This window comes from Terrimonas ginsenosidimutans (genome assembly GCF_022012415.1).
Taxonomy (GTDB): domain Bacteria; phylum Bacteroidota; class Bacteroidia; order Chitinophagales; family Chitinophagaceae; genus Terrimonas_A; species Terrimonas_A ginsenosidimutans.
The window spans coordinates 70,017-92,081 of the sequence record NZ_JAKLTR010000002.1 but is presented as its reverse complement, the minus strand read 5'-3'; the positions used below and the strand labels follow the sequence as shown (position 1 = coordinate 92,081).

The following is a 22,065-nucleotide window of genomic DNA, read 5'->3' as shown; positions in this document are numbered from 1 at the left end:
TAACTTCTGAAACATCGCTATGAACAGGAGACTGATACCTCTATGCCTGATGGTACTGGCTGCTGCATGCAAAAGCAGCAGCGGCAGTAACAATACGATCAATGTCAACAACACTTCAACGGAATACTTGAAAAGTAAACCAGTGATCGTGCTAAGAAGCCAGTTGCCGGGCAATCCGTCCGGCTTTCCATTGATCACGACAAATAATGGAGATACGATCCCATCACAGCTGGATGACCTTGACGGTGATGGGAACTGGGATGAACTATTCTTTGTGGCAGACTTTAAAGCCGGTGAAGAAAGACAGTTCACCTTAGCATGGACAGAGGTTCCTGTAAAAACAACACCCAAAGCCCATATCCGCTTTGGCGTAAGACAAACAGAAAATAGTATTGTTAAACCAGCTTTGAGCGACACATTCTACGCCGATCAGCTTCCCGGTGTGATCGGCTACCAGCACTACCAAACCGATGGCCCGACCTGGGAGAATGACAAAGTAGGGTTCCGCATTTATCTCGACGGAAGAAACTCGATCGACGTTTACGGAAAGAAAGTATCCTATATCACATCCGACAGTATTGGCATTGGGAAAGACGGGTACACAGAAAACAACTACAGCGAAATGAAGGAATGGGGAATGGATATTCTCGGTGTGGGAAATTCTGTGGGCATTGGCGGCATTTCTCTTAAAGCAGGAGACAGCCTGACAAGACTTGGTGTAACCGAACAGGATTCGCTGAACAATGTAGACTCCACGATCTGCAATATCATTTCGAATGGTAAGATCCGTTCGATCCTTGAATTCGATTACCGCAACTGGAAGCCTCTCGAAAGAAATTACCGGGTAAAAACAACAACCAGTATCTGGCCAGGTATGTACGCATTTCAAAACACCGTTAACCTGCAGGCAATACAATCGACCGACACCTTACTGATCGGACTGGTCAATTCAAACACTATGAAAGCCGCTGAAGAGATCCCTATCAATGATAGGTGGATCGTATTATTAACGCATGACCAGCAATCGATCAACAAGACCTGGTATATGGGCATGGCGCTGATCGTCCCGAAAGAACAATACGCCGGATTCTTTGAAGCACCAAAACAGGGGAAGTTATCCAATACTTTCCTGGCGAAAATGAACATAAAAAACAACCAACCCCTCACCTACTATGCTGTAGCAGCATGGGAACTGAGCGACCCTGGATTTAGAGATCCAGCCTATTTCAGGAACTATGTATCCAACCTCGCCAGGCAAATTGACGCAGTACTAAAGATCACGGTTAACTAAACGATGGGAGAAATGAAAACAAAACTACTTCATACAATTACCGCAATGCTTGCCGCAACTCTCATTCAGGCGCAATCCGCTTCCGACAAAAACCTGAAGGACGGGAACACGCCTTTGCATATGCTGCAACCGGATTACCCCACGCAATATGGAAAGACCACTCCGGCAGATATTAAAGTAGTACTTGATAGAGTACATAAATACCTGGATGAAACAACACCCGCGAGACTGGTCAACAAAGAAACAAATACAGAAATAACGGACCGTAAAAATCCCGGTACCAATGCCATTTTTGAAAAAGGAGACTACAGGCTCATTAGCTATGAGTGGGGCGTTACTTACGCAGGCATGCTGCTTGCGGCACAGGTGACCGGTGACAGTAAATTCAGTGACTACACCGCGAAACGCCTTCAACTGATCGCCGATATTGTACCCTACTACAGAGAGCAATCAAAAATGAATGCGGGGCTTGTTTCTCCTGTACAATCCGTCATTCACCCACACGCCCTGGATGACGCAGGCGCCATGTGTGCCGCCATGATCAAATCGATCAATGCTGGCGTAAAAGCAGATCTGCGATCAATGATCGACAATTACATCAATTACATCATGACCAAAGAATACCGTTTCAAAGACGGAACATTGGCCAGGAACCGCCCTTTCGCCAACACACTCTGGCTGGATGATCTGTTCATGAGCGTACCTGCACTTGCACAAATGGGTAAGTTCACCAGTCAAACAAAATATTACGACGAAGCCGTGAAGCAGGTACTTGCCTTCTCCGGCAGAATGTTCAATAAACAAAAAGGACTTTTTATTCATGGATGGGTGCAGGACATGAACCCTCATCCTGAGTTTCACTGGGGCCGCGCAAACGGATGGGCACTAATGACGATCGTTGAACTATTGGAGGTATTACCGGTCAATCATCCGGGAAGAAATTCAATCCTTGAATTACTGCGTGCACATATCAAAGGCCTCGCCGCATTACAGGACGGAACAGGATTCTGGCACCAATTGCTTGACAGGAATGATTCTTATCTCGAAACATCCTGCACAGCCATTTACACCTACTCCATCGCCCGCGCGATCAACCGCGGGTGGATCGATAAAAAAGCCTACGGACCGATGTTGCTCCTCGCATGGAATGCCGTGTCAACAAAAGTGAATGAGGCGGGACAGGTAGAAGGCACTTGCGTAGGCACAGGCATGGGATTCGATCCGGCATTCTATTATCACCGCCCGGTAAACAAATTTGCCGCACACAGCTATGGCCCTGTATTGCTTGCAGGTGCTGAGATGTACAAACTACTGGAGACAAACAAATACGAGTTGAACGATAGCGCCATTCAGTTCCCTAAATAAATAACCATGCGTGTTTCTCCTAAAATATTATTTGACGACTGCTATAGCGAGTACGCTATCGCCGCAGTGAACGTGTTCACCATGGAACAGGTGCATGGATTATTCAGCGCAGCCCAGGAGGCCGACTCTCCCATTATTGTTCAGCTGACACCAGTGGCACGCAATTACGCAAACCCGCTCATGCTGAACGCAATGATCGAAGCAGCTGCTGCCATTTATCCGGAGGTTGTTTATTCTGTTCATCTCGATCATGGCACAGAGAAACATGCATTCAGCGCCATCAAGCAGGGTTATTCATCCGTGATGATCGACGCCTCGCACGATGACTTTGAGACCAATATCAAACGAACTAAAGCAGTTACCGATACCGCACATAAGCATCACATCTTCGTCGAATCGGAATTGGGAGTATTAAGCGGAGTGGAAGATGATCTGTCTGTGGACGAAGCCCACGCACGATACACCGACCCAAAACAGGCGCGTGAATTCGTAGAGCGAAGCGCATGTAATAGCCTGGCAGTAGCAGTAGGCACCAGTCATGGCGCCTACAAATTCAGCGGCAGACAGGGTTTACAATTCCAGGTGCTGGAAAAGATCCAGGAGCAATTGCCCGGTTTTCCATTGGTACTGCATGGCAGTTCTTCTGTTAATCCCTCGGATATCTCCTCCATCAACAGCAACGGGGGCAAACTAAAAGAAAATGCAAGCGGTGTGACAGACGAGGAATTACAAAAAGCCATCCGCTATGGAATCTGCAAGGTAAATATCGCAACCGATCTGAGACTGTTATGGACAAGAGTCCACCGTGAATTCTTCGTACAGCAACCAGACCTGTTCGACCCCATCATTCCCGGAAAAAAATACATGGAAGCATATAAAGATTTTATGATCGGAAGATTTGACATTCTTGGCAGCAGCGGAAAATCCTCTTCTATCAGATCCGATAATCAGCATTATAAACAACAATAAAATGTCTATACCTAAAATATATAAACTGGTAAAACACCCGCTCAGGAGCAATGGTATTTATCATCGTATCAGTCCTGTTGATGCGGGATGGAATCATCTGCACTTCGAAGCACGATTAATGAAGAAAGATGAAACCTGGGAAGGAAATACCGGCGACAATGAATATGCTTTTATTCTTCTCAGCGGAAACTACAGGGTGTTTACAGACAAAGGCAACTGGCAGACAGTGAATGGAAGAAAAAGTGTTTTTGAAGGAATTGCGCACAGCCTTTATTTACCGAGGCATACTTCATTTAAGATCACAGCCGAAAGTGAAGTGCTTGATATTGCTGCGGGATGGTGTCTTGCCCATGAAGACTTCCCGGCCCGCTTCAAACGTCCCGAGGAAGCCGCGATCGAGATCCGCGGTGGCGATAATGCCACCCGCCAGATCAACAGTCTTGTTGAACCCGGATTCGGATGCAGCCGCATCATTGCCGTGGAAGTATACACGCCGTCGGGCAACTGGAGCTCCTTCCCGGCCCATAAGCATGATGAAAGAAAAACGGATAAGAACGGCAACCTGACTGAATCAAATCTCGAAGAAGTTTATTTCTATAAGATCGACAAGGAACAGGGTTATGCAATTCAGCAGGTATACACAAGTGACGGATCGCTGAATGAATTGATGCAGGTAAGAACAAATGATCTCGTACTTGTACCGAAGGGCTATCATCCCGTAACTGCCGCACACGGCTATCACTGCTACTATCTCAATTTCCTGGCAGGAAGTGACCAGTCGCTCGCGAATACTCCCGACCCCGATCACAGCTGGATCTTCGGATCCTGGAAAGGAACCGACCCAAGAATACCAATGGTGAATTCTTCAATGAATAACTGATAAAACATGGCAAACAAAAAATTCGACCTCGTTACATTCGGCCGCTCTTCCATCGATCTTTATTCGCAGAATATCGGAGCGGACTTCATCGAGATAAAAGGTTTCGATGCATTTGTAGGCGGATCTCCCCTCAACATTGCCGTAGGCGCAAGCCGGCTGGGCGCAAGTGTGTCCCTGATCACCGGTGTGGGCGATGATAAGATCGGTGAATTCATCCTCAATTTCCTGAAGAAACAAAACGTAAACACAGACACCATCGCAAAAATAAAAGCAGCCCGTTCGAGCGCTGTGGTGTTGGGGATCGAACCGCCGGACAGGTTCCCGCTGGTGTTCTATCGCGATAATGCGGCAGACAGCCAGGTCACCATTGACGATGTGATTGCCGCTCATGTTGGCGACTATCGCATCCTGGAAATATCCGCTACTGCATTGAATATCGAACCCAGCCGCAGCGCTGTCTTCTATGCCGTTGAACAGGCGATTGAAAATAATACGGAAGTAGTACTGGATATTGATTTCCGCGCTGATCAATGGAAAGATGTCCGCTCCTTCGGCCTGATGGTAAGAGCGCTTCTGCCAAAAGTTAAGATCGCTATCGGCACTGAAGAAGAGATCCTTGCCGCCACGCTGGAAAGTGCCAGCCAGGTGAGCATCGAACACCAGCAGATCTCAGCACCGCAGATCAAAGGAGATATTGAGGAGTCTATCCAAAAGATCATTCATGCCGGCCCGGAGATCCTGATCGTAAAACGCGGAGCCAAAGGCGCCAGCATCTATCATAAAGACGGGTGGAAAAAAGATGTGCCTGGTTTTCCTGTGGAAATCCTGAATATCCTCGGAGCAGGTGATGCATTCGCCAGCGGTTTCATATTCGGATACCTGCGGGGCTGGGACCTGTATAAATCATGCAGGCTGGGCAATGCCTGCGGCGCATGGGTTGTACAAAAACCGGGTTGCGCCAATGATATGCCATACTATGATGAACTGATGGCTTTTGTAGACAGCCGCGGAGGACTCATGGGAAATGAAAAAGAAACGATCCAACACCATTGAAAAGAACAACTATGGCAGGCAAAACAAAACGTCTTACTACTGCGCAGGCATTGATCCAATTCCTGCAACAACAATACATAGAGCGGGACGGGATTGAAGCTCCCTTCTTCGCCGGATGCTTTGGCATCTTCGGGCATGGAAATGTCGGAGGAGTCGGACAGGCACTGTTCCAATATCCCTCTTTTAAATATTACCAGGCGAGAAATGAACAGGCCATGGTGCATACAGCCATCGCTTACGCGAAAATGAAGAACAGGCTTGGTGCATTCGCCTGTACTACTTCTATTGGTCCGGGCGCAACAAATATGGTAACAGGCGCCGCAACTGCAACGATCAATCGACTGCCGGTTCTCTTATTACCAGGTGACATATTCGCAAGTCGCAACGTTGATCCGGTGCTGCAGCAGCTTGAGTACAACTATTCAAAAGATGCATCTGTGAATGATTGTTTCAAAACCGTTTCAAAATACTGGGATCGGATAAACCGGCCGGAGCAACTGATCTCTGCCATGATGCAGGCCATGCGTATCCTCGCCTGTCCTGCTGAAACCGGAGCTGTCACGATCTGTTTGCCACAGGATGTACAAGCCGAAGCATTTGATTTCCCGGTGTCATTCTTTGAAAAGAAGATCTGGCGTATTGCCAGAATGAGGGCCGATAAAAAAACAATACAGGAAGCAGCCGAGATCATACGTCGTGCAAAAACTCCGGTGATCATAGCTGGAGGTGGCGTGATATACAGCGCCGCAACACGGGAACTGCAACGGCTTGTCAACAGAACAGGCATCCCTGTCGTTGAAACCTATGCGGGAAAGGGCAGTCTCGCCTTTGACGAGCTGCAAAATCTTGGTGCAGCCGGCGTAACGGGCACACCAGCCGCCATTGAGGCATGTGCGAAAGCAGATGTAGTGATCGGGATCGGAACAAGGTATAGCGACTTCACCACTGTCTCGCAGGGAGGCTTTCTGCATAAAGATGTTCAATTCGTCAATATCAATGTTGCCAGTATCGATGCATTCAAACAAGGCGCCATACCTGTACTGGGAGATGCGAAAGAATGCATCAACGAACTAGATCGCCTTCTGGTCAATTATAAAGTTCCGCTTAAATACGCAACCGCGATCAAGCGGGGCAATGCAGAATGGAACAGGACCGTCAACGATATCTACAATAAGAAAACAAACAGCCTGCCAACACAGGGATCGATCATCGGTGCGGTTAACCGATTCTCATCTCCCAAAGATGTGGTTCTTTGCGCAGCAGGCAGTCTGCCCGGCGACCTGCATAAGCTCTGGCAAACCCGGGACAGCAAAGGATTCCATCTTGAATATGGTTATTCGTGTATGGGTTATGAGATCGCCGGCGGCCTTGGCGTAAAGATGAGCGACCCGTCACGCGAAGTGTACGTCATGGTGGGTGACGGAAGTTACCTGATGATGGCCCAGGAGATCATCACTTCTGTTCAGGAAGGATATAAGCTCACGATCGTCCTGATCAATAACAACGGGTATGCAAGCATCGGTGGGCTCTCCCAGTCATTAGGTACAAATGGATTTGGAACTCATTATAAATACCGCAATAAAAATAGCGGGCAGCTGAACGGAAAACATTTACCGGTAGACCTGGCTACAAATGCGCAAAGTCTCGGCGCAATCGTGCTTCGCACAAAAACACTGGACGACTTCAACCATGCATTAGCAGAGGCAAAAACCATTGACCGCACGACCTTGATCTATATCGAAACAGACCGTAACGAACGCGTGGGAGGATACGCCTGGTGGGACGTACCTGTGGCGGAAACATCCAGTTCAGCATCAGTTAAACAGAGCTATCAGAAACTCGTCAGCAATCGTAAAAAACAACGCTATCATCTTTAAATAAAAACTCAGTATAATGGAGTTATTAAAAAACTATATCAATGGGAAGTGGACGGATGGCCCTTCAGGCGAAACAAGCAACGTACTGAATCCGGCCACCGGCGATATCCTTGCGAAAGTTCCTGCCGGCAAAACAGCTGCAGCAGAAGTGGAAAAAGCTGCAGCCGCAGCGCATGCAGCATATCTGCAGTGGAAAGACGTTCCGGTATTAAAACGTATCCAGCCTTTATTCAAACTAAAACAACTACTGGAGCAGCATAGTGCAGAGATCGCCAGGCTGATCACTATGGAATCAGGCAAAACACTTGCAGAAGCAAATGGTGAAATGCAACGTGCGATCGAGAACGTGGAAGTTGCTGCCGGCGCGCCGATGCTGATGCAAAGCGAATACCTCGAAAACATAGCCACCGGTATTGATGAGTATATGGTGCGCCAGCCATTAGGGGTAACGGCCTGTATTGCGCCGTTCAATTTCCCCGCGATGATCTGCTTCTGGTTCCTCCCCTATGCAATTGCCTGCGGGAACAGCATGATCGTTAAACCTTCGGAAAAGGTACCGTTGACCATGATGAAGATCTTTGAACTGATCGATCAACTGGATCTTCCTCCCGGCCTCATCAGTCTTGTACATGGCGGAAAAGAAACGGTGGATGCCATCCTTGATCATCCGCTGATCAGATCCATCAGTTTTGTGGGCAGCACTCCCGTGGCGAAATACATCTATTCGCGCGGAACAGCCAATGGCAAACGCGTTCAGGCACAGGGTGGCGCAAAAAACCCTGTTGTAGTGCTACCGGATGCTGACATAGAAATGAGCTCACAGATCATTACCGACAGCGTATACGGCTGTGCCGGCCAGAGATGTCTTGCAGCATCAGTAGTGATAACCGTGGATGACAACAAGCAGATCAGGGATGCGCTGTATGCCTCCGCGAAAAACCGTTCCATAGGATATGGTTTGGATGAGGGAGTGGAAATGGGGCCTGTGATCAGCAGGGAAAGCAAATCGAGGATCGAAACGCTTATCGGCAAAGGCATTTCAGAAGGGGGATCTGTTTTGCTGGATGGCAGGGAAACATCAGTGAAGAATTACGGGAAAGGGAATTTCCTCCGGCCAACGATCATCGAGGATCTGCCGATCGGCGGAGAGTTGCTGCATACAGAGATCTTCGGTCCTGTTATGAGTTTACTGCACATGAAGACAGTCGAAGACGCGATCGCCTTTATCAACAACGGAACCTATGGCAATATGGCCTGCGTATTTACTTCCAGCGGATCCAACGCCCGCAAGTTCCGCAACCAGGCAATGGCTGGAAACATCGGTATCAATATCGGCGTCGCCGCACCGATGGCGCAATTTCCTTTTAGCGGATGGAAGGAAAGTTTCTTTGGCGATCTCCATGGACAGGGAAAACATGCCGTTGAATTCTTCACACAAACCAAAGTAGTTGTCGAACGCTGGCCGAAAGAATGGTCACGTAAATTTTAACCAATGAATACATCAACCATACAAATCGCAAATGCACCCTGCTCCTGGGGAGTGCTGGAATTCGAACTGGAAGGCAAGTCTATGGGATATGAACAGGTGCTGGATGAAATTGCACAAACAGGTTACTCCGGCACTGAGCTTGGCGACTGGGGCTTTATGCCTACTGATCCTGGATCATTGAGATCAGAGATCGAAAGCCGAAGACTCGAACTGTTAGGCGCTTTTGTTCCGGTAGCACTGGCTTATGAATCCGCTCACGACGCAGGTATCGAAGCAGCGTTAAGAACAGCAGGATTGATGCATGCTGCAGGATACAGCGATGCTTTCATCGTGCTCGCCGATAACAATGGGAATATCGATTTCCGGACAAATAACGCAGGCCGTATCAAACAAAAACATAGCCTTGCCGAAGACAGTATGAAAACCTTCGGACGTGGCGCTGAAAAAATTGCCAGTGCAGTGAAAGACCATTATGGAATGCGCACGGTATTCCACCATCACTGCGCAGGGTACATCGAAACACCCTGGGAGATCGAAGCATTTCTTTCCGTAACTGACCCATCATTGATCGGTTTGTGTTTCGATACTGGTCACTTTCAATTTGGCGGGGGTAAAGACCCCGTAGAGTTCATGACCAAACACTGGGACAGGATCTGGCATGTTCACTTCAAAGACTTTTCTCCTGAAGTTGCCATGATCGGCGCCGCCAATAACTGGGATTATTTCCGCTCCGTTAAACAAGGTGTTTTTTGCGAACTCGGCAAAGGCGTAGTCAGCTTTAAAGCCATCCGCGATCTGCTTCGTGATAAAAAATATAAAGGATGGATCGTCGTGGAACAGGATGTACTACCGGGCATGGGAGAACCGGCAAAATGTGCGGAGCAGAATAGACGGTATCTTAAATCAATAGGATTATAAAGTAAAAAGTCAAAATTAAAAATTAAAAAAACGGACGACTTCCTGCGATGTAAGGAGAACCCAAGATGGAAGTTTTTAATTTTTACTTTTTCATTTTTAATTTAAAAAACTTTGCAAATGAAAAAACTCAACATAGCCCTTCTCGGTTTGGGTCGGATCGGAAAGATCCATTTCCGGAATATCGCGCAATACTTTCCGATGGCAACTGTTACGGCTGTGGCTGATCCGCTTGGCGGCGGAGCATTTGCCCAACAAAACAAACAGGTATTCTTTTCCACTGATCCGTACGAAGTGATCTGCCGCAGTGATGTGGATGCTGTGCTGATCTGTACGCCAACCAGCTCTCATGCTGAACTGATCGAAGAAGCTATCAGGCAGAAGAAACATATTTTTTGCGAGAAGCCAATGGATCTTTCGCTGGAAAGAACAGAAGCATTAACGGCGATGGCAAAAGGAAATGTCAAACTGATGATCGGATTCAACCGACGTTTTGATCCGGACTTCATGCAGGCCTACCAGTCTGTAAGGGAAGGAAAGATCGGAGACGTACAGATCGTGAAGATCACCAGCCGTGATCCGGGCCTTCCTCCTATCGACTACATCCGTAATTCCGGTGGATTATTTATGGATATGGCTATACACGATTTCGACATGGCCCGTTACATCATGAAAAAAGAAGTAGTAGAAGTTTTTGCAAAAGGATTAGTGGTGATCGATCCGGCAGTGGCGGATGCAGGCGATATCGATACGGCGATCACCACTCTTACATTCGAAGACGGCAGCTATGCCATCATTGACAACAGCCGCAAAGCTGTTTATGGGTATGATCAGCGCCTGGAGATCTTCGGCAGTGGGGGAATGATACAGGTGGAGAACAATCTCCATAACCGGAATGTGCTGTATAATGAATCAGGCATTCACCAGGCATTGCCGCTTGACTTCTTCATGGACCGGTACAGCCGTTCCTATCTCAAAGAAATGGAGCTGTTCATTGATGCACTGACCAACGGCACCCATATGCCGGCAACCGGTACAGACGCGATCCAGGCAACCATGATCGCCGCAGCCGCCAAACTCTCTATGGAAACCGGCGGTCCGGTCAGACTTGAAGAAATCAAAAGGAAGAGCGTATTGACCGGATAATAGCTACATTTGAACGTTCGGCCAGTAAAGAGTGCAGAGCTGCCTGGCGTAGTTTCCCGCGGATCAGCGTGCAGAAACGCTGATAGGTTTCAAAAAGCAGGAATGCATCTGCGGATCTTCCCTGATCCGCGGTGATCTGCGGGAGACTACGCCGGATCCACCAAAAGAAGGTCCGATAATCGAAAGCAAAAGCAAGCTACTTAACCTGGAGTATGATTATGAAAAAGGTTTCGATCAAAGACATTGCAAAAAAATCGGGGGTTTCTATCACCACCGTTTCCATTGTATTAAATGGAAATGGAGCGGAAAGAAAGATCAGTGAGTCTGTGATCAAAAAGATCATGGACGTAGCCGCCGAATTGAATTACAGGCCCAATCAGCAGGCGAAAAGTCTTCGTACAGGAAAGACCTACACCCTTGGCCTGATCGTAGATGATATTTCGAACTTCTTCTTTAGCCACCTGGCAAAAACTGTGGAAGAAGAAGCAGATAAGTTTGGTTACACCGTAATGTTCTGCAGCAGTGAAAACGATGAAGGAAAATCGAGGAATGTACTGGGTTCGTTACTGAACAAACAAATGGACGGCTATATGATCGCGCCAACTGCAAGCATGTTACCGGAGATCAATCAGCTGGTGCAGGAAAAAAAACCACTGGTACTGGTCGACCGCTTTTTCCAGACCTCTCCTGCCAGTTACGTAACGCTTGACAACTACAAAGGCACATTCGACAGCGTAACCCATCTGGCGAAACAGGGTTATTCGAAGATCGCGATCGTGACCAATGATTCTGAACAGATCCAGATACAGGAACGTTTTGAAGGATACAAAACAGCCTTGCGGAAACACAAGATCCCATTTGTACCGGAGTACGTAAAAAAGATCCCCTTCAAATATTCAGCACAGAAAGCTGTCAAAGAAATAGAGTCATTCATTGCATCAAATGCTGATATCGATGCGGTGCTATTCACCTCGAATAATTTGGGTATACCAGGACTGGAAAGCCTGAAAAACCTGAAAAAGAAAGTCGGTGAAGAAATTGCTGTGATCTGTTTTGACGACAACGACCATTTCCGGCTGGCATCTCCCTCTATAACAGTGATCTCCCAGCCAATCAGGGCGATAGGAAAAAATGCATTGAAGATCCTGCTGGATCAGGTTGAAAAGAAAGAACTCTCACAGGTAAGATCTGTGTTGCAGCCAAACCTGATCGTGCGCGAATCAACGCCGGTCAAAGTTGCACCGGAAGTAAAACAAGCAGACACGGCGGGTGTAAAAAGCAAAAAAAGAACGGCAAAATAAAACAAGCCACTTTCATTATAAAAACGATTGTTCTTGGAAACATTACAATTTGCAGACTATCTTGTCTTCTATATCTACATCATCGGTATCTCTTTATACGGATACTATATTTACCGGAAGAAAAAAACGACCCAGGGTGCAAAGGAGTTCTTCCTGGCGGAAGGATCGCTGACCTGGTGGGCGATAGGAGCATCACTGATCGCATCCAACATTTCCGCAGAACATTTTATCGGGATGAGCGGGTCCGGTTTTGCGCTTGGACTTGCGATCTCTACCTACGAATGGATGTCTGCCGCTACGCTGATCATTGTTGCGATATTTATCATCCCGGTATATCTGAAGAATAAGATCTTTACCATGCCGCAATTCCTGGCAACGCGGTACAATGATTCCGTGAGCACGATCATGGCCATCTTCTGGTTGCTGGTGTATGTTTTCGTAAATCTCACCTCGATCATCTATCTCGGCGCTATCGCTATTTCTTCCATTTCAGGAATAAGTTTTGAGGCCTGTATTGTCGGACTGACCGTATTCTCCATCATCGTTACACTAGGTGGTATGAAAGTGATCGGATATACGGATGTTGTTCAGGTGATCGTGCTGATCATTGGAGGGCTTATCACTACTTATCTTGCCCTCACGCTTCTTTCGGAAAATTTTGGTTATGGCAAAAACATTCTTGAAGGATTAAAGCTTTTGCGCAAGGAAGCGCCGGGTCATTTCCATATGATCTTTGACAAGTCAAATCCGCATTACGATAAACTTCCGGGGATCTCCGTTTTGATCGGCGGGATGCTGGTAAACAACCTGGCATATTGGGGCTGTAACCAGTACATCGTTCAGCGAACATTAGGAGCAGATCTGAAAACCGCCAGGAAGGGCATCCTGTTTGCCGCATTCCTAAAGTTACTGATCCCTGTTATCGCCGTATTACCCGGCATTGCAATGTATGTATTGCACAGCAAAGGGCTTTTCCAGAAAGAAATGACAGATGCAGTTGGTTCCGTTAAGCCTGACCATGCATACCCAACACTAATGAATCTCTTGCCTGCCGGCCTTAAAGGCGTTGCATTTGCAGCACTGACGGCCGCGATCGTTGCCTCACTGGCAGGTAAAGCCAACAGCATTTCAACGATCTTCTCTCTGGATATTTACAGGAAGTTTATCGATAAGGATGCATCTGAAAAGAAACTGGTGCGGATCGGAAGATGGGCTGTGATCGTTTCGATGCTGATCGCAGCGATCGTTACACCAGCGTTGAAAAGTCTCGACCAGGCTTATCAATTCATCCAGGAATACGTTGGATTTATTTCCCCCGGCGTGCTGGCGATCTTCCTGCTGGGGCTTTACTGGAAGAAGACTACAGCGCGCGCAGCAATGGCGGGAGCGCTGCTTACGATACCTATCTCAACCGTGTTGAAGTTTTTGCCGGGGTGGACGAATGGGGCTTTCCCGGATTATCCATTCCTGGACAGGATGGGTATTACATTCCTGCTGACAGTGTTGATCATGGTAATAGTGAGTCTGGCGAAACCTAAACCGAAGGGAACACCGGATGAGATTGAAGTGGATCCGTCTATGTTCAGGGTATCGAGGGGGTTTGTGGTGGCGTCAATTCTTATTTGCGGGATACTGACAGCGTTGTATACTGTCTTCTGGTAAGACTGGCGTAATAGCAACGCAGAGAGCGCAAAGAACCGCAAAGGACGCGGAGGATTGATTTTCTGCGTCCTTTGCGGTTCTTTGCGCTCTCTGCGTTGCTACTACGCCAGACAGTTAACAAATCTGCATCATTTTTTATCTTCCGATCCGTATACTTTCTTCCTGTTCAGAATATATCGTATGCTGAACGCCGTGTTGATCACGCTCAATCCCTCATCCGCACCAAAATAATACGCGGGGCTCCAATCCACCTGCAAGTTGATCGGCGAGTTCAGGATCCTCCAGTCAAAACCGATCACCGGGTTAATACCCACTTTACCACGCTTGAAATGATAGGCCGGTCCGGCACCCAGCAATGCAGAAAACTTATACCCCGCCAGCGGTACATGTTTTTGCAAAGTAGCAGACAACATTATACCATCATAATCATTCTCAAAATTATTCGCCAGTATACTCTCAAACGCAAAACTCTTATTAAAGAATTTCTTGTACGTTACACCGGCAGAACCGCCCGCTCTCAGGCCAACCGCAGATTCACCACCATTATACTGTGCATTACTTTGCTGACATATCAACACACTCACCGCTATTGCCACAATCAGTTTTGCTTTACTTAGAATTCTAATCATAGTACAGAATATTTATGCCCCTGAATAGCCAAGTATCATGCCTCATAAGCCCAAATTTCCTGGCATGCAAAAGCAAATCATAGTACTACGCATGTTACATTACGAACAGGCAATACACTGCAAAACCCTTTTAACATGTCTTTAAGAACAACCCCAATGCCGCTATTCATTGTGGGATAAAAAATCCACACTTTAATACATAGCAAAGGGCCTTCTGCGAAGGCCCTTTGTTTTCATATAAGAATTAATACAATATATACTTTCCCTTACTTTTACCTCCTTCACTTCCCGGCTCTTAGTAACCGGGATTCTGATACATCTTCACAGGATCCAGCTTAAACTCATTAAAGGGGATCGGGAAATAATAATCTTTCGTAGTCATATTCGCCAGCGGAGAGTTATCATAATCCGCCTGCTTTTTTGCCTTGAAATATTCCACCAACTGTTCTGCGTTAAAGAACCTAACCAGATCATGCCAGCGATGATGTTCAAACGCAAGCTCAACTCTTCTTTCGTGCAGGATCGCCAGCTTCAGCGTTGGATATTTTGCGGCATAAGCAGGATCTGCCATCATTATCGCATAGTTAGGGCGCTGCGCGCGGGTACGCACCATGTTGAGGTAACTGATCGCACTAGCATTATCGTTTAAATACATCGATACTTCCGCAAGGTTCAGGATCACATCGGCATAACGGATCAGGATCCAGTCATTGCCACCATAGCCCAGCGTAGTAGCAGCAGAGCTCGCGTCCCGGAACTTTGTAATAAAGTAGGCATTGGATGAAGCGGCAAATTTAACAGAGAAGGTTGTTCGTATATCGCCGGCTTCAAATTCGTTCAGCAGGTCCTTTGTGAACAAACCGCCTGAGCCCTGCGATACAAACGGTGAATTGATTGTTTCGCCTTTCGCCTGGTTGTTTCGTGCCAGAGCAGATGAATAAGAAGGATCACCCTGTTTATATACGATCTGCCAGATGATCTCCGCATTCGTTGATTTCTTACTTACATCAAATACATCAGCGAATGGGATCTCCGACAAACTGCCAAACGTTTTCTGGTTAAAACAAGCCAGCAGGTACGTCTTCGCGTTATTCAGGTTCTCTATTTTGTTATCTGCTAGTGTAGTTGCCATGGTCAGGTAAACCTGTCCGAGTGTCGCATTGGCCGCCTGTAAAGAGACTTTACCTTTTGAAGCGACCGGCTGCACCACCGGAAGATTGCTGCCAACAACGTCCTTAAGATCAGCAACGATCTGTGCATACACCTGTTCTTTCTTAACACGTGCAGTGATGGAAGCTGCCTGTTCTTCCGAACTCAAACGCTCCGTTACCAAAGGAACATCACCAAACTCTCTCACAAGATTGTAATACATATACGCACGGATGAATTTCAACTCGGCGATGTATTGCGTTTTTGTAGCCTCACTTGCAAACGATATTTTATCAATGATGGATAATACAAGATTCGCTCTGGCAATTGGCACATACAAGGCAGACCAGTGGCTTTGCAAATAGCTATTGCCAGGAACAAGCGCAAAAGCGGAGAACTGGAACGGCTCACCGTTGTTCGACTGGTTATCCGTGGTATTGATATCGTCTGCACGATCATCCGTCCATAAAGAAGCGCCCTCCCCTATGGCATTGGAACTTCTCAGCGCCTGGTATACGCCGTATACCGCAGCCGTAACGTCATTTTCTGTCTTGATGCCATTATCAACCGACACACCGTTTGGGTTCGCCTGCTCAACGAAAGATTTTTTGCAGGCAGTCAGGCTCATTACAGCCAACCCGATAATGGAAACTGATATTATTTTTCGCATAATCTCTTTTTTAAAGCATTTAGAATTGAACCTTGATGCCTGTATTAAATGAACGGATCAATGGATACTTACCATAATCAACACCGGGAGTAAGGTTTGAGCCGTTGTTGAAGTCAACCTCTGGATTGTAACCAAGATATTTCGTCACCGTAAACGCATTGTCTACAGACGCATACCATCTGAGCGCATTCACGCTGATCTTTTTCAGTCCGGGAATGGCGCTGGTCAGATCAACTCCAACAGTGATGTTCGTACAACGGAAGAATGATCCATCCTGCAGATAGTAGTCAGACAAACGCGTGCTGTTGCTTTGTGTACCACCACGTGATGCCCGGTATTCGTGACCGTTACCTGGATTCTGCTCGTTCCTGTATCGCTGATCAACTACAGAATACTGGTTGCCGGAACCTTCCATATTACGGATATAGTAATCCTGTCCATCGATCACCTTGTTACCTTGTGAACCATTGAAAGAAGCGCTGAAGTCAACGATCTTGTAGCTCATATTGATCGCAAAGCCATAGGTAAAATCAGGGTACGGACTTCCAATCACGTCTTTATCGGCGTCAGTGATCAAACCATCACCATTCTTGTCGATGAAGTAAAGATCACCTGCTCTCATCGGGGTTGTAGCGAAAGTGGAGATCGGGAATCCCTGCAGTTTATATCCCGCAGGAAATTTGTTACCGTTCGCTTTATAAACAGCCAGGTCAGCATTTATATTCACCATATCTTTCTCTCTCACCATTCCTCCTACTTTCACACCATAGAAAGAACCGACCGGGTCGCCTTCACGTGTTACGTGCGTGATATAGCTTCTTTCTGCACCCGCTCTCTGAATTTCGCTTGCACCACCAAGGCTTTTCACATTGTTCGTATTCACGTTGATATTACCCGCGAAGCTCAGGTTGAAGTCTTTTGATTGAATCACTTTATAATCCAACTGGAGATCAAACCCTTTGTTCCGCAGATCTGAATTACGCAGGTTTGTCCAAACGGTTGTTGCACCGGTTGCCGCTGTGATAGATTTCTGGAACAGCAAATTATACGAGCGGCTGATATAATAGTTGAAATTGATCGCAAGGCGGTTCTTCAAAGTGGTCGCATCAAAACCGAAGTTATACTGAGAAGTAGATTCCCAACCCAGTTTACCATCAGTGATACCACCGGGCCATGTACCGTTGTAAACAGTATTCCCGATCACCACACCACCAGCACCTATCAGGCCCTGCTCATACAGGTAGTTTGGAATATTATTGTTACCCGTCAAACCCCAGCTTGCCCTGAGCTTCATTGTAGAACCAGCACCAAGCCATTCGTTATAGAAAGATTCGTTAGAGATATTCCAGCCTGCAGATACCGAACCGAATTTACCCCAACGATTCAGCGGACCAAACCTGGACGAAGCATCAGCACGGAATGAACCTGTCAGGAAATAACGTTTGTCATAGTCGTACACCACACGTGCGAGATAAGAAACAAGGGTTGTTACAGATTTACCCGTATTTCCCTGCATGGTAAAGTCTCCCGCGCTTGAACCACCGGCTGTGATCTCCGGAACCGCGTCATTGATAAAGTTCTTAGCTGCTACCGCAACAAGATCAGTCTTTGTACTCTGTGCAGTATAACCAACGAGTGCATTGATATTTTGTTTTTGATCGATCTGCTTTTTATATGTCATCGTAAATTCAGCCAGCCTGTCCTGCATATCAAGGAATGATGCAGATGCATTTGCTGCAGTGATCGACTGCTGGGAGCCGGGAGGATTGATGCCATTACTAAGGTTCGTCGGGAAGTAATAGCTGTACTTCTCATTATAAGTCTGCGCGCCGAGGTTCACTTTGAACACAAGATCACGGATGATCTCATAGCTTGCACTTGCATTGAACGTCCCTCTTGTTCCTTTACGGAAGATCTTTACGCGTTCTGCAAGAGCCAGCGGGTTTTCAATCCCCTGGAAGGCATATGCATAACCATCCCATTGAGCACCGGAACCTTTATCAGAAGTGAGCAGGCTGCCGTCAGGATTATATGCAGGGAAGATCGGCATATAAACCAATGCTCCGAGGATCGGGCCCTGGTTAAAACGTCCTTCCTGTACCTCGCGGTTATCGGTGTTAGTCACGAACATGCTGGAAGAAACTTTCAGTTTCGGAGAAACATCTGCATCAATATTCGCACGCAGGTTGATCCTTTTCTGATAAGTGCTTGCAAGAATACCCGGCTGATCGAGATAACCTCCACTGATCAGGTAGCGTGTATTATTGCTTCCACCAGAGAAGGACACATTGTGTCGTTGTACCAGTGCATTGCCATACAATACATCCTGCCAGTCTGTATCATACTGCGGCTGTATCACTTTCTGACCGGCAAAATCGTAGAGGTCTTTGATGATGCAGACAGAACAGTTCTGTTTTGTCTGACCCGCTTTCGTAATACGCGTATCATTATCATCAGAATAAAAAGCATCGTTCCAGGCGATATTTTTAGCAAGAAGAATGTCTTTATAGTTTTCATTACGGCCGTCTACGAACAGTTGAGCAAACTGCGCCGAATTCAACAGATCTACTTTCTTAGCCAGTCGCTGGCTGCTCACCTGGTAGTCATAGGTCAGTCGGCCTTTGCCCTGCTTACCACGTTTGGTGGTGATCAGCACTACGCCACCGGAAGCGCGTGAGCCGTAGATCGCGGCGGATGCCGCATCTTTCAGTATCTCGATCGACTCGATATCATCGGGGTTGATAAACACATCGTTCCCCCCGGTATTTGGGTTCACCCCACTTGTAGAGTTGCCGCCGTTACCCTGCCCGGAAGTGATATTCCCTCCAACAGCATAACCATCCACCACATACAGTGGTTCTGAGCTTGCGTTCACAGAACCAATACCCCGCACCCTGATCTTTGTACCCGCATAAGGAGCTCCGCTCACCTGGGAGATCTGAACACCCGCCACTTTACCAACCAGTGCCTGACCAATAGTCGGTGTGCTTAGATTCATTTCGCTTGCTTTTACACTGGAGACAGCGCCGGTCAGATCGGTTTTACGCACACGCTGATAACCTACATAAACCTCTTCCAGCGTTTTTGCATCTTCTTTCAGGCGGACAGATACGGCGGAGCCGGACACTGTCACTTCCTGTGGCATATAGCCAACATAGGAAAATACCAGCGTGCTGCCTTCCTGTGCCTCGATGGAAAACTCTCCTTTGATCCCTGTATTGGTTGCGGTCTTTGTTCCTTTGACCGTAACGGTTACACCTGCCATAGGCAGATCTTTCTCATCTGTCACTGTACCAGAAACCATTGCCGGCAGACGGTACTCATCATGATAAGGATGATCCGCCGCCTGCAAGGCCGGCTGACCTGTGCCCCAGGCAGCCAACAACAATACTGAACAACGGCTAACGAGCTTCCGCTTCAAGCCATTACCGGTAGATGTCTTTGTTTGCATACGTTTTAATGTTAGTTGTTAGTTGATTTGCGAAAAATTTACCAGGCAATGCTCATCGTATTGACATTATTCTTGCGGGAGGAGCTCACCGCGATCCCCTTTTTGTCATTGTTCATGAAAGTGAATCCTTCCAGTTCGTCAGCCCGATCGAGATCAATAGAACGGATCACCTCTTCTTTACCGGATGCAATCGATTTGTCGAGATCCACAAACGTGAATCGCCATCTTTTTCCTTCGATCTGGTTCTGGATCAGCACAAGGATGCCTTTCTCCGGCATCCATTTAAGATTCTGCACCCAGGGAGAGCAGGTGAACTTTTTATAAACGATCCCCTTTTCAGAAGTTTTCTTTGCTTTGGCAAGCAATGCCGGATCATACAATCTCACTTCATTGTTCTTTCCGCCATAGTCTGCTGTAGCCACATAACTCTTTCCTTTATACTTCACATACTCCGGTCTTGTACCCTGTACGCAGGCATCATCTTCGATCGTGTTCAGTAAATTGCCATCGAGTGTTCCGGTCTTCTGCAGACCTTTCCAGTTAACGCAGTAGATGACGGCCCTCCAAAGAGTGCCTTCTGTATTCAGGCGAATGCTGTTGCCAATAAATACCGGATCTTTCCCGTTGTAAGCAATCCCGGTCGGATGATTGATCACATCCGTATCATTAAGCGTGAGCTTCATTTCCTTACCAATATGACGAAGGCTATCGCCTTCCTGTTTGTATTCGCGGATCACACCGATCTCACGGTCGCCGTACAAAAACAAACGACCATCAAGGTTGGAGATTCCCTGGCAGGCACCAAGCGAATCGACGCTTTGCGTCTTTTCGATTTTCATTTCAATTGAATAATTGAAGGCCATCATCAACAGGGCTGTTGACATGATCAAAGAAGCGAGAATGTATTTCATAACAGTTAATTTTCGGATCAGGGATCCATTGGTTCTTTGGGATTGATATGCAATGCATCAAGGAGCGGATAGAATTCCACTTCCGTTTCACTTAAGCGAATACCGTTCTTGTAGGGAGCTTCGTTCAGCTCACGCAGGCAACGCGCGATCAGTGTTTTCTCGATCATTGTGCTCTGGCCACGCGTAGTGCAACTGATGCCCGGCTTATCCATTGGAATACCGTAGCGGAACATCAACCTCACCGTATTGCGCATATTGGTTGTAGTATGACGCGCATGCGGCTCTATGATGATCGCATTTGCCGGCACATTGCATTTTTCGATCAGGTAGATCTTCATCTCCGTTGCCTCGCAATATTTTGTTTTGAAAGGATGAACCTTGCCACCGGAAGGAACAATGTATGGCGCAACACCAGCATGATATTGCATAGCCGCCAGCCTGCAACGAAGCATTCCTTCGGCGCTAAGCGGCACCGCAGGATCTTCCGGACCGGCACCGGGTAACATTATCACGGAATATTTGTAGTTCGCCCATTTGACCGTTTTAACACGCTCAAATGCAGCTTTATTCTCTCCCTCAGTCATAGGCTCAAAATCAGCAGCCTGCTCCCGCTCATTGATCTCTACAAAACGAAGTGCTGCCGTAAGAGACGGTTCGAAGAATGCCGGCTTTTTATGATTCTCCTGCGCAACGAGATAGCTGGTATTATACAGCAGACTTACATAGCCCGGATTGAACTGATTCCTGTCTTTCGCATCGCGGGTATCAAAACTGATGGAATCAATATTCGGATAGTTGGGCTTCTGCCCTTCTGCATATACGCCTATGGCGAAGTTGATGCCTTCCGCATCCTGCGTCCATGCTTTTTCCAGCATTTCAGCAGCAGGAAGATCCTGAAACAGGATATATGTACCCGAAGGAATAAGATGATCTTTTACCAGTTTGCCCAAAGCATTTCCTGGCTGATAAAGGGCCTTCAGTTTTGCAGCCACCTGCTTTATTTCATCCTGACTGAACTTCAATGAACGGGTGTAACAAAACCCATCTCTTGCACAGGTCTTTAAACCTGCATTGATCGAATCAACTTTGCTGCGCCGCATTGCACTAAGGAAGGGATCAGCATCGAGGATCTTTTTTACGTCGGGAAGTGTTTGAAATAATGTGAGGAGGTAATAGTTCTTCGACTGAACATAGTTATTACCGGCAAGTAATTTGTAACGGGGATCGGGATGATTGGATTGAGCGAAGGCGCATTGTGCTAAAAGTATGCAGCAACATACACTTAGTAGTTTCAATGTTGACATAAG

The 22,065-nt window shown here is 47.1% G+C and carries 16 protein-coding genes; 11 read left to right on the top strand and 5 right to left on the bottom strand.

The window, feature by feature from the left end; all coding sequences use genetic code 11:
* Positions 1 to 19: 19 nt before the first annotated feature.
* From LZZ85_RS03050 to LZZ85_RS03000, 11 genes are all read left to right on the top strand, one after another.
* Positions 20 to 1,291 (top strand): DUF4861 domain-containing protein, encoded by a 1,272-nt coding sequence (locus tag LZZ85_RS03050; RefSeq protein WP_237868464.1) that lies wholly within the window; start codon positions 20 to 22, stop codon positions 1,289 to 1,291.
* A 12-nt stretch (positions 1,292 to 1,303) separates the two neighbouring features.
* Entirely contained in the window at positions 1,304 to 2,656 is a 1,353-nt protein-coding gene (locus tag LZZ85_RS03045; RefSeq protein ID WP_237868463.1) for a glycoside hydrolase family 88/105 protein, read from the top strand.
* 6 nt (positions 2,657 to 2,662) lie between these two features.
* Positions 2,663 to 3,625 carry a class II fructose-bisphosphate aldolase gene (locus tag LZZ85_RS03040; RefSeq protein ID WP_237868462.1) on the top strand — a complete coding sequence of 321 codons (963 nt, stop codon included), beginning with the start codon at positions 2,663 to 2,665 and terminating at the stop codon, positions 3,623 to 3,625.
* A 1-nt stretch (position 3,626) separates the two neighbouring features.
* Complete coding sequence (iolB, locus tag LZZ85_RS03035; RefSeq protein ID WP_237868461.1) at positions 3,627 to 4,505, top strand: 5-deoxy-glucuronate isomerase; 879 nt, start codon at positions 3,627 to 3,629, stop codon at positions 4,503 to 4,505.
* Between the two features lie 6 nt (positions 4,506 to 4,511).
* On the top strand, positions 4,512 to 5,558 hold the full coding sequence (gene iolC, locus LZZ85_RS03030; RefSeq protein WP_237868460.1) for a 5-dehydro-2-deoxygluconokinase: 1,047 nt from the start codon (positions 4,512 to 4,514) through the stop codon (positions 5,556 to 5,558).
* Positions 5,559 to 5,569: 11 nt separating this feature from the next.
* On the top strand, positions 5,570 to 7,435 hold the full coding sequence (gene iolD, locus LZZ85_RS03025; protein WP_237868459.1) for a 3D-(3,5/4)-trihydroxycyclohexane-1,2-dione acylhydrolase (decyclizing): 1,866 nt from the start codon (positions 5,570 to 5,572) through the stop codon (positions 7,433 to 7,435).
* Positions 7,436 to 7,451: 16 nt separating this feature from the next.
* Positions 7,452 to 8,924 (top strand): CoA-acylating methylmalonate-semialdehyde dehydrogenase, encoded by a 1,473-nt coding sequence (locus LZZ85_RS03020; RefSeq protein ID WP_237868458.1) that lies wholly within the window; start codon positions 7,452 to 7,454, stop codon positions 8,922 to 8,924.
* Positions 8,925 to 8,927: 3 nt separating this feature from the next.
* A complete protein-coding gene (locus LZZ85_RS03015) occupies positions 8,928 to 9,842 on the top strand; it encodes a TIM barrel protein (RefSeq protein ID WP_237868457.1) in 915 nt (304 codons plus the stop codon).
* Between the two features lie 117 nt (positions 9,843 to 9,959).
* Positions 9,960 to 10,985, top strand: coding sequence for an inositol 2-dehydrogenase (iolG, locus tag LZZ85_RS03010; RefSeq protein WP_237868456.1), 1,026 nt, complete (start codon positions 9,960 to 9,962; stop codon positions 10,983 to 10,985).
* A gap of 218 nt (positions 10,986 to 11,203) precedes the next feature.
* Positions 11,204 to 12,286, top strand: coding sequence for a LacI family DNA-binding transcriptional regulator (locus LZZ85_RS03005; RefSeq protein ID WP_237868455.1), 1,083 nt, complete (start codon positions 11,204 to 11,206; stop codon positions 12,284 to 12,286).
* 33 nt (positions 12,287 to 12,319) lie between these two features.
* The gene (locus LZZ85_RS03000; RefSeq protein WP_237868454.1) at positions 12,320 to 13,948 is read left to right on the top strand and encodes a sodium/sugar symporter; all 1,629 of its coding nucleotides are present in this window, start codon (positions 12,320 to 12,322) and stop codon (positions 13,946 to 13,948) included.
* A 128-nt stretch (positions 13,949 to 14,076) separates the two neighbouring features.
* Here the strand turns inward: LZZ85_RS03000 and LZZ85_RS02995 are convergent, their stop codons facing one another.
* The 5 genes from LZZ85_RS02995 to LZZ85_RS02975 all read right to left on the bottom strand — a co-directional run bounded on the left by LZZ85_RS02995 (position 14,077) and on the right by LZZ85_RS02975 (position 22,062).
* Positions 14,077 to 14,577: a porin family protein gene (locus tag LZZ85_RS02995; RefSeq protein ID WP_237868453.1), complete on the bottom strand. Its 501-nt coding sequence runs from the start codon at positions 14,575 to 14,577 to the stop codon at positions 14,077 to 14,079.
* A gap of 295 nt (positions 14,578 to 14,872) precedes the next feature.
* Positions 14,873 to 16,396 (bottom strand): RagB/SusD family nutrient uptake outer membrane protein, encoded by a 1,524-nt coding sequence (locus LZZ85_RS02990; RefSeq protein ID WP_237868452.1) that lies wholly within the window; start codon positions 16,394 to 16,396, stop codon positions 14,873 to 14,875.
* A gap of 19 nt (positions 16,397 to 16,415) precedes the next feature.
* The gene (locus LZZ85_RS02985) at positions 16,416 to 19,847 is read right to left on the bottom strand and encodes a SusC/RagA family TonB-linked outer membrane protein (protein ID WP_237868451.1); all 3,432 of its coding nucleotides are present in this window, start codon (positions 19,845 to 19,847) and stop codon (positions 16,416 to 16,418) included.
* A gap of 38 nt (positions 19,848 to 19,885) precedes the next feature.
* Positions 19,886 to 20,758, bottom strand: coding sequence for a hypothetical protein (locus LZZ85_RS02980; protein ID WP_237868450.1), 873 nt, complete (start codon positions 20,756 to 20,758; stop codon positions 19,886 to 19,888).
* Between the two features lie 17 nt (positions 20,759 to 20,775).
* On the bottom strand, positions 20,776 to 22,062 hold the full coding sequence (locus LZZ85_RS02975) for a YdcF family protein (RefSeq protein WP_237868449.1): 1,287 nt from the start codon (positions 22,060 to 22,062) through the stop codon (positions 20,776 to 20,778).
* Between the last annotated feature and the right edge of the window lie 3 nt (positions 22,063 to 22,065).

Excerpts from the sequence above, each read along its gene's own strand:
- LZZ85_RS02990 (WP_237868452.1), bottom strand. The coding sequence starts at position 16,396 with ATGCGAAAAATAATATCAGTTTCCATTATCGGGTTGGCTGTAATGAGC.
- LZZ85_RS03050 (WP_237868464.1), top strand. The coding sequence starts at position 20 with ATGAACAGGAGACTGATACCTCTATGCCTGATGGTACTGGCTGCTGCA.
- iolC (WP_237868460.1), top strand. The coding sequence starts at position 4,512 with ATGGCAAACAAAAAATTCGACCTCGTTACATTCGGCCGCTCTTCCATC.
- LZZ85_RS02985 (WP_237868451.1), bottom strand. The coding sequence starts at position 19,847 with ATGCAAACAAAGACATCTACCGGTAATGGCTTGAAGCGGAAGCTCGTT.
- LZZ85_RS02975 (WP_237868449.1), bottom strand. The coding sequence starts at position 22,062 with ATGTCAACATTGAAACTACTAAGTGTATGTTGCTGCATACTTTTAGCA.
- iolD (WP_237868459.1), top strand. The coding sequence starts at position 5,570 with ATGGCAGGCAAAACAAAACGTCTTACTACTGCGCAGGCATTGATCCAA.
- LZZ85_RS02995 (WP_237868453.1), bottom strand. The coding sequence starts at position 14,577 with ATGATTAGAATTCTAAGTAAAGCAAAACTGATTGTGGCAATAGCGGTG.
- LZZ85_RS03020 (WP_237868458.1), top strand. The coding sequence starts at position 7,452 with ATGGAGTTATTAAAAAACTATATCAATGGGAAGTGGACGGATGGCCCT.
- LZZ85_RS03045 (WP_237868463.1), top strand. The coding sequence starts at position 1,304 with ATGAAAACAAAACTACTTCATACAATTACCGCAATGCTTGCCGCAACT.
- LZZ85_RS03005 (WP_237868455.1), top strand. The coding sequence starts at position 11,204 with ATGAAAAAGGTTTCGATCAAAGACATTGCAAAAAAATCGGGGGTTTCT.
- LZZ85_RS02980 (WP_237868450.1), bottom strand. The coding sequence starts at position 20,758 with ATGAAATACATTCTCGCTTCTTTGATCATGTCAACAGCCCTGTTGATG.
- iolB (WP_237868461.1), top strand. The coding sequence starts at position 3,627 with ATGTCTATACCTAAAATATATAAACTGGTAAAACACCCGCTCAGGAGC.
- iolG (WP_237868456.1), top strand. The coding sequence starts at position 9,960 with ATGAAAAAACTCAACATAGCCCTTCTCGGTTTGGGTCGGATCGGAAAG.
- LZZ85_RS03040 (WP_237868462.1), top strand. The coding sequence starts at position 2,663 with ATGCGTGTTTCTCCTAAAATATTATTTGACGACTGCTATAGCGAGTAC.
- LZZ85_RS03015 (WP_237868457.1), top strand. The coding sequence starts at position 8,928 with ATGAATACATCAACCATACAAATCGCAAATGCACCCTGCTCCTGGGGA.